7 protein-coding genes and 1 pseudogene are annotated in these 7194 nt (G+C 66.1%); 3 read left to right on the forward strand and 5 right to left on the reverse strand.

The window, feature by feature from the left end:
- A pseudogene (locus RBR29_RS09490) lies at positions 1-366 on the forward strand (anaerobic ribonucleoside-triphosphate reductase activating protein); the annotation flags it as partial.
- Here RBR29_RS09490 and RBR29_RS09495 read toward each other — a convergent pair.
- The 3 genes from RBR29_RS09495 to RBR29_RS09505 form a co-directional block, all read right to left on the reverse strand.
- Positions 312-836 (reverse strand): SCP2 sterol-binding domain-containing protein, encoded by a 525-nt coding sequence (locus RBR29_RS09495; protein WP_320348823.1) that lies wholly within the window; start codon positions 834-836, stop codon positions 312-314. The pseudogene RBR29_RS09490 and the gene RBR29_RS09495 sit on opposite strands and share 55 nt — an antisense overlap.
- Positions 837-873: 37 nt before the next feature.
- Positions 874-1827, reverse strand: coding sequence for a U32 family peptidase (locus RBR29_RS09500; RefSeq protein ID WP_320348824.1), 954 nt, complete (start codon positions 1825-1827; stop codon positions 874-876).
- 78 nt (positions 1828-1905) lie between these two features.
- The gene (locus tag RBR29_RS09505; RefSeq protein WP_320348826.1) at positions 1906-2961 is read right to left on the reverse strand and encodes a peptidase U32 family protein; all 1056 of its coding nucleotides are present in this window, start codon (positions 2959-2961) and stop codon (positions 1906-1908) included.
- A 206-nt stretch (positions 2962-3167) separates the two neighbouring features.
- Between RBR29_RS09505 and RBR29_RS09510 the strand changes: the two genes are divergently transcribed.
- Positions 3168-3395, forward strand: a complete 228-nt coding sequence (locus tag RBR29_RS09510; protein WP_320348828.1) for a DUF2249 domain-containing protein — start codon at positions 3168-3170, stop codon at positions 3393-3395.
- A gap of 10 nt (positions 3396-3405) precedes the next feature.
- A complete protein-coding gene (locus RBR29_RS09515) occupies positions 3406-4752 on the forward strand; it encodes a hypothetical protein (RefSeq protein ID WP_320348829.1) in 1347 nt (448 codons plus the stop codon).
- Positions 4753-4767: 15 nt separating this feature from the next.
- On the opposite strand, the gene RBR29_RS09520 is transcribed toward RBR29_RS09515, so the two are convergent.
- Complete coding sequence (locus tag RBR29_RS09520) at positions 4768-5370, reverse strand: response regulator (RefSeq protein ID WP_320348830.1); 603 nt, start codon at positions 5368-5370, stop codon at positions 4768-4770.
- Complete coding sequence (locus RBR29_RS09525) at positions 5370-7130, reverse strand: PhnD/SsuA/transferrin family substrate-binding protein (protein ID WP_320348832.1); 1761 nt, start codon at positions 7128-7130, stop codon at positions 5370-5372. Before RBR29_RS09525 ends, RBR29_RS09520 begins: the two co-directional genes overlap by 1 nt.
- Between the last annotated feature and the right edge of the window lie 64 nt (positions 7131-7194).

Genomic DNA, 7194 nt, shown 5'->3' on the forward strand with positions numbered 1-7194 from the left:
GACGTTGACTGGGTGGGGCTGGACATCAAGGCGGATTTCGACGACTACGCCCGCGTCACCCGGGTGGCCGGCAGCGGCGAACCCGCCCGCGCCAGCCTGCAGGCTGTGCTGGACAGCGGTGTCGATTTCGAATGCCGCACTACGGCACATCCCGACCTGATCGATGCGGATGGCCTGCTGGCGCTGGGCCAGGAACTGGCTGATCTGGGCGTGCGGCACTATGCCGTGCAGATTTTTCGCCCCCAAGGCTGCGCCGATGCCGTCCTGAACGCGCACGGCCGGTCCCTGAGGGACTGGCCGGGCGAGGCGGTTCAGGGCAGATTGATCAGCTTGTTCGAATCGTTCACGCTGCGGCGAGAGCCCTGAAATCGGTCTCGCACGGCAGCCAGCGTATCGCGCAGCACGGCGCGCGGCTGGAACACCGACATGTCGATGGAGTCCAGCGTGTTTTTCACCATCAGACCCAGTTCGGTATCACCCTCGATCACCAGGCGGCGGCTGAAGAACAGCGTATCGGGATCTTCCCGGCGCTGCAGCAGACAATGGAAGTCCCAGGCATCGGCACGGAAGGTCAGGTCGGGTTCGGCGACGTCATGCCGGGCCGCCCGGAAGGCGCCATCACGCCAGGTATAGTCAAAACGCAACCCCGCGTCCGCCACGTGGATGCGCAAAGACCGGCCTTCCAGCATGTGCAAGGTATCGGGGTGCAAGTGCCGGGCCAGCACCAGATTCAGCCCGGTTGCGAAAAGCACCGAACCTGGGTAACGGGGCAAGCGCCCCAGCACCCGGGCAAAGGGTTCGGGAATGCGGTAGACGGGGGTCGAAGGATTTTGCATGTCAGGATCTCGAAAGTACGGAAAGACAGGGCCGGCGTCAGGCTGCGCTGCGCGCCCTGACCCCAGGGGCCCGTGCGCCCGGGGCCGGTGATGCGACGACCTGGCCATCCAGCACCATGTCCAGGCCGGCGCGGTCGTGCCAATAGCCATTGCAGGGGCCGGCCGGCATCAGTGGCACCAGATTCCGGTGTGCTTCGTCGGCCGATTCACGGCCATCGAGCACTGCGCGAAAGGCGGCCACAACCCGATCCATATGGGCAGACTGCGGACTGAGCCGGATCACGTCCACCCCCAGGTCGCGCAATTCACCCAACGCGTGAATCAGCGTGTAGACCAGCGCCGACTGGGTCTGAATGCCATTGATCGTCAAAAAGGCCTGGGATTCCTTGGTTTCGAGCAACAGGCCGTCGGGATGATCCATGCAGACGTACTGGCAATTGTCCTTGGGGAAATTGCGGTTGCGGGCGGTAAAGCAGCGGGCGGAAAACGCCAGGGGCATGCGCCCATAGGCGAAGACTTCCGTCTGCAGGCCGGTGGGCCGATCCTGCTGCAGCTGCGCCAGGCCGGCACGGCTCATTTCCAGAGGCATGACCCAACGGGTCGCGCCCTGCGCGGCCATCACGTCCAGGGTGGGCTTGCTGTAGATGTTCAGGAACGGGCCTGCGGTGAAAGGCCTGCCCTGCATGAGCCGCACGGCCCCCATGTCATTGGCCTCGACGCCGTAGCGTTCGTTGTCAGTGATCTTGCGCAGGGTGTTCAGGTCATTGCCCGATTCCAGCAGCACCTGGGTGGACAGCACGGGCGTCTTGCCGGCCTCGGCCAGCATGTCGGCGATTTCGACCCAGTCGGGCAGGCGCAGTTCGTGGCGGCGCGAGCAGACCGTTTCCCCCAGATAGACAATGTCCACCGGCCAGTCGCGCACGGCGGCATAGAATTCCAGGACAGTGACACGGGGCCAATAGTATTGCAATGGACCCAGGGCGATTTTCATGACGGAGTTTCCTTGTGCAAGCAGCGGGGCAGTCCTCGCCACCCGACGGACGGGTCGGGCGCAGGGCCCCGCGCGGGATCATTTCCAGGGCCGGTGGTAGGCCCCCAGCGTATGCTGCTGGCCTTCGGCGACCTTGTTCAGTTCGGCCATCCAGGCTGGATGCACCGAGTAGCGGGACGGGCTGCTGCGGGCCTGGTCGATGGCCTGGCGCCAGACCCGGGTGACCTGGGCGGTATAGGCCGGGCTGCGCTGGCGGCCTTCGATCTTGATTGCCCGCACCCCCATGGCCATCAGCCGCGGCAGCAGTTCCAGGGTATTGAGGCTGGTGGGTTCTTCCAGGGCGTAGTAGTTTTCGCCCGCAACGTCGAAACGGCCCTTGCACAGCGTGGGATAGCCGGCGTTTTCGCCATCGTCGTAGCGGTCGATCAGCACACCGTTCAGGCGCGATTCCAGGCCCTGGTCCGTCTGTTGCCAGCGCACGTATTTGGCGGGCGAACAGACGCCATGCGTGTTGGGTGATTCGCCGGTGGCATAGGACGACAGGGCACAGCGGCCCTCGACCATGACGCACAGGCTGCCAAAACCGAAGACCTCGATTTCGACCGGGGTGTTTTCACAGACCTGCTGGACCTGGGCCACCGACAGCACGCGCGGCAGCACGGCGCGCGCCACCCCGAAATGTTCGTGATAGAAGCGGATGGCTTCGTAGTTGGTGGCGGAACCCTGCACCGACAGGTGCAAGCGCAAGCCAGGGTGGCGTTCGCTGGCATAGGCCATCAGCCCGGGGTCGGCCATGATGACGGCATCCACGCCGGCATCGGCCGCGCGGTCCACGGCGTCCCGCCACAGCATCCAGCCATCGGGCTGCGGATAGGTGTTCAGGGCCAGGAGGACCTTGCGCTGACGGTCATGGGCATAGCGAATGCCTTCGGCAATGGCGGCAGCGTCGAAGTTCAGTCCGGCAAAGTTGCGCGCGTTGGTCGCATCGCGGAAGCCCAGGTAGACGGCATCTGCGCCTTCGTCGACGGCCGCCTTGAGCGCGGGCAGGCTGCCTGCGGGACAGACGAGTTCGAAATCCGACGGGTCGTGGCGAGGCACCACGCCGGGACGGTGGGATTCAGGAAGGGCTGACATGGGGGATATCCAGGGATTTCATGGCGGGGCGCACCGCCGGGCCCCGCGTCGGCAATACCGGAGACTATGCACTCCCAGGCGGCATCAGACCTTAACCAGGATCAAGAAGCGTGCATTCTGACTCTGGAGCAGGGTCTTGCACACAGGCGGAATGAGGGATCATGTAAGGTAGCGCATGACAGCGCATCCCACCGCCGGAACTTTCCATGACATTGCCCGACCTGACGATCGACGTACGCTCGCTGCCTGCCCCCGAACCCATGGAACACTGCCTGGAAGCCCTGGCCGACCTGGCCCCGGGACAGCACCTGAACATGCTCATCGACCGTGAGCCCTACCCGCTGTATGCCATTCTGGATCGCGATGGTTTCCAGCATTGCTGCACCTTCGAGGAAACGCATTTCCAGGTCACGATCTGGTACGACAAGCCCTAGCAGAATCACCATGCAGCGCGCCCTGGATTTCGACAAGACGCCCGCCCTGGGCGTGCCCCTGCCCTTTTTCCTGAACGTGCCGCTGTTCGCCCTGCTGGCCGGTCTGCTGGCCACCTGGGCCGGGCCACAAGCCTTCGCCTCGCGCTGGAATGGTGCCGCCCTGGCCCTCACCCACCTGTGGACACTGGGCATCCTGGGCAGCGCCATGCTGGGCGCCCTGCTGCAGATCCTGGCGGTGGCCTGCAACGTCCCGGTGGGGGCCATCCGCGCAGTCTCCGGCCTGACGCACGTACTGCTGACCACGGGCACACTGCTGCTGGCCGCGGGATTCCTGGGCTGGTGGCCAGCCGCCTGGATCAGCGCCACCGTCCTGCTCGGCCTGGCCTTTGCGGTGTACCTGGCCGCCGTCTCGCTGGCGCTCTGGCAGCGACGGCATCAGGTCTACCGGGGCGCCCGCGAAATCCTCGTGCCGGTGCGCGGCGCCTTGATCGCCCTGGCCTGCACGGTGTTGATCGGTCTGACCCTGGCCTGGTCCCTGGGACTGGGATGGCCCCTGCCCGACTGGATCGACACCCATGTGCTGTGGGGCCTGGCTGGCTGGGGTGGCCTGCTGCTGATGGGCATGTCTTTCCAGCTGCTGCCGATCTTCCAGGTGACGGAGCTGTATCCAAAACCCCTGTCGCGCTGGCTGCCGCTGCTGATCGCGGGCCTGATGCTGGCCTGGACGGCGCTGGACGCATCGGCCGGCATGCCCCGCCTGATGCGGGAAACCGTGGAACTGCTGCTGGTCGGCGCCTACACGCTGTGGGCCGGCGTGACGCTGCGACTGCTCTGGACCCGCAAGCGGCCCACGCCAGAAACCACGACCCTGTTCTGGTATGCAGGCATGTTCGCCCTGTTGGCCTGCGCGCCACTCTGGATCTGGATGACGCACGGCCCCTCGCCCCAGGCAGGCCGGATGCTGGGCGTGGTGCTGATCACGGGCGTGCTGGGTTCCGTGGTGAACGGCATGCTGTACAAGATCGTGCCCTTTTTACTCTGGAAGCACGCCCAGGATGCCGTGATCGTGCCGGATCAGGATCCCGGCCAGGCACGCATCTATCTGAAGGTCCTGCCGAAAATGGCCACCTATATCGGCGAACGCGCCGCCCGGCTGCAATGGGGCGCCCATGTCGCCATGATGCTGTGCTGGACGCTGGCCGCTGCGGGTTGGCCCCCGGCAGGACTGTTGGCCGGCCCGCTGCTGATCGTCTCGGCCACAGGGCTGGCCTGGAACATCGGCTGGGCGCTGCGGCGCTACCGCAAGGCACTGCAGGCCATGGCGATGCTGCGGGACTCGCACCCAGAACTGCGCTGACAGCCCCACCCAGGCTCAGGCATCCCCGATTTCCGTCAGGATCCGGATCAGATCGGCCATGTGGGCCGCGCCCAGTTTTTCCATGGCCTGGGCGCGCTGGACTTCAACATAGCGCACCGACACCCCCTGCGCATCGGCGATTTCCCGATTGGTCATGCCTGTCCGGACGCCCTGGATCACCGCGCGCTCTCGCGGACTGAGCGCATGATACAGCCCCTGCAGGCGCCGCAATCGGCACGCCTGTTCTGACCGGGCCAGGGCGCGCTCGATGGCCGGCAACAGGGTCTCCAGCAAGACGGGCTTTTCCAGGAAATCGACCGCTCCGCCGCGAAACGCGTCCGTCACCATGGGAACATCCGCATGCCCTGTCAGGATGATGATCGACAAGGGGCTGCCCAGCCGGCCCAGGTGCGCCTGCACGGCGCGGCCGTCCCAGTGCGGCATCCGCATGTCCAGCAGAACCACGCCCGCGGCATACAGATCGGCCTGCTCCAGAAACACCCGGCCATCCGGCCAGTCCCGGCAATCCAGCCCCACGGTCTCCAGCATGTAGCGGCAGGCATGCCGCACCGAGGCATCGTCATCGACGACATGGATGAGCGCGTCGTTCGTATTCATCAATCCGATCCTGCTGATTCCAAAGGCACGTCGAGCACCACCAAGGCGCCGGGACCCCCATCCGCACGGCGATCAAGCCGGATCTGCCCTCGCAGGGACAGCATGATGCGCTGTGCGATCAGCAGCCCCAGGCCAAGGCCATCCTGTCGCGTCGTGCGAAAGGGCACGAAAGGAAAGCGCAGATGCGCTTCCTCGAAACCAGGCCCGTCATCGACGATCTCGATGTGCGCGCCATCGGGACTGGGACACGCCCGGACCGTGACGAGGCCGGCCCCGGACTGTACCGCATTGTTCAGGACATTGACCAATACCAGTTCAAATGCACTGGAGACGAGGCGCGCCGCCAGGGCCGCGGGCACCGAGGATTCGATCCGGACCCCCAGGCGGTCGGCCTGCAGCCGCACCATGCCGATCACCTGATCGACCAAGGCGCCCAGGGCACGCCGTTCACCCACCGGTGCGGATGGTCCCGGCTTGGCCCAGCCACGCAGATTCGCAATCGCGCAATCACAGCGCAAGACCTCGTCCCGGATCCGCTGCACGACCGGCAACAACGCAGAATCCGGAGTTTCGGCTTTCAATCGATAGGCCATTGCCTCGGCGTATTGCAGGATGGCCGACAGCGGCTGCTTGACTTCGTGGGCGATGCCCGCCGCCATTTCTTCCAGTGAAGCGACCCGGTCGGCCCGTGCCAGGGCCTGCTCGTAGGTATGCAACTGTTCGTGCGCCCGGCGCAAACGCAGGCGCTGCTGCCGCGCCACCCGGGCCAGCCACAGGCTGTTGCCCAGCAACCACGCCGCAAACGCCGCCAGCCCAGCCAGCCACGGCCAGTAATGCGCCAACAGACGGCGCACTTGCGCCCAGAAATCCCGGCGACCGGATACGTAGTCGATCCGGCGCAAGCGCTGCTCCACATCAGCCGCCGACACCGGCAAGGACCAGCGCGGCAGATCGGCCGATGGCGGCGTCTCCAGCAAGGCCCGTCCCAGAGCAGTCGCCAATGCGTCGGGCACCGTATCCAGCGCGGCCAGGGACCAGCCTGGCAAGGTCCGGGTACTGGCCGCGCAGGCCGGCGCGCCGGCGTCGGGACCGGCCTGTTCCCCCTCGGGCCGCAGCAGGCGCAACGCGACATCCCCGAGCCGTCCGGCCTCGCGCAAGGCCTCGTACTGGCACAGGGGCACGATCGCGGCATCGACATGTCCTGCCAGCAACTGCAACAAGGGCCGCTCCGCCGGGAAACCCGAAAAGACCGGGACATAGTCCTGCCCAGGTTCCAAACCGGCGCGGTCGAGCAATTCGACTCCCAGCAGGTAGCCCCCCAGGGCCTGCGGATCGACGGCCCCGATCCGCATGCCGCGCAATTGAGCCAGGCTGGCAGGTCCGGTCTCACGGACCCAGATCGCCGAGCCGATCTGCTCCAGGAAGCGCAAATCGCGCCGGCCGGAAGGCCGCAAGGTCGCCAGCCAACGCACGGACCGGCCAGGATCCAGGGCGCCGAACTGCAGCGGGTTGGCCAGGAGAAAATCCAGATGGTCCAACGCGCCCCGCCGCAAGGCTTCATCGGGCATCAAGGGCACGAGATCAAACCGCTCGCCTGGAAAGCGGGTTTCCAGCCAATCGCGCCAATCGCCCCACGCCTGCAGTGCCTTTTCCGGGCCGCGCGGCGCCAGAATGCCGACCCGCCAGGCCGCTGCCGGACCGGCAGGAACAGCCCAGCCCGCCGGGATGCCAGCGAGGTACAGAGCCAGTCCCAGCGCCATTGTCCGGCGCCTCCACCCTTGAATCAGCCGCATGATTTGCCCGACATCAAATAAACCCTGTCCT

The sequence above is a fragment of the Castellaniella sp. genome, assembly GCF_034007085.1.
GTDB lineage: Bacteria > Pseudomonadota > Gammaproteobacteria > Burkholderiales > Burkholderiaceae_B > Castellaniella.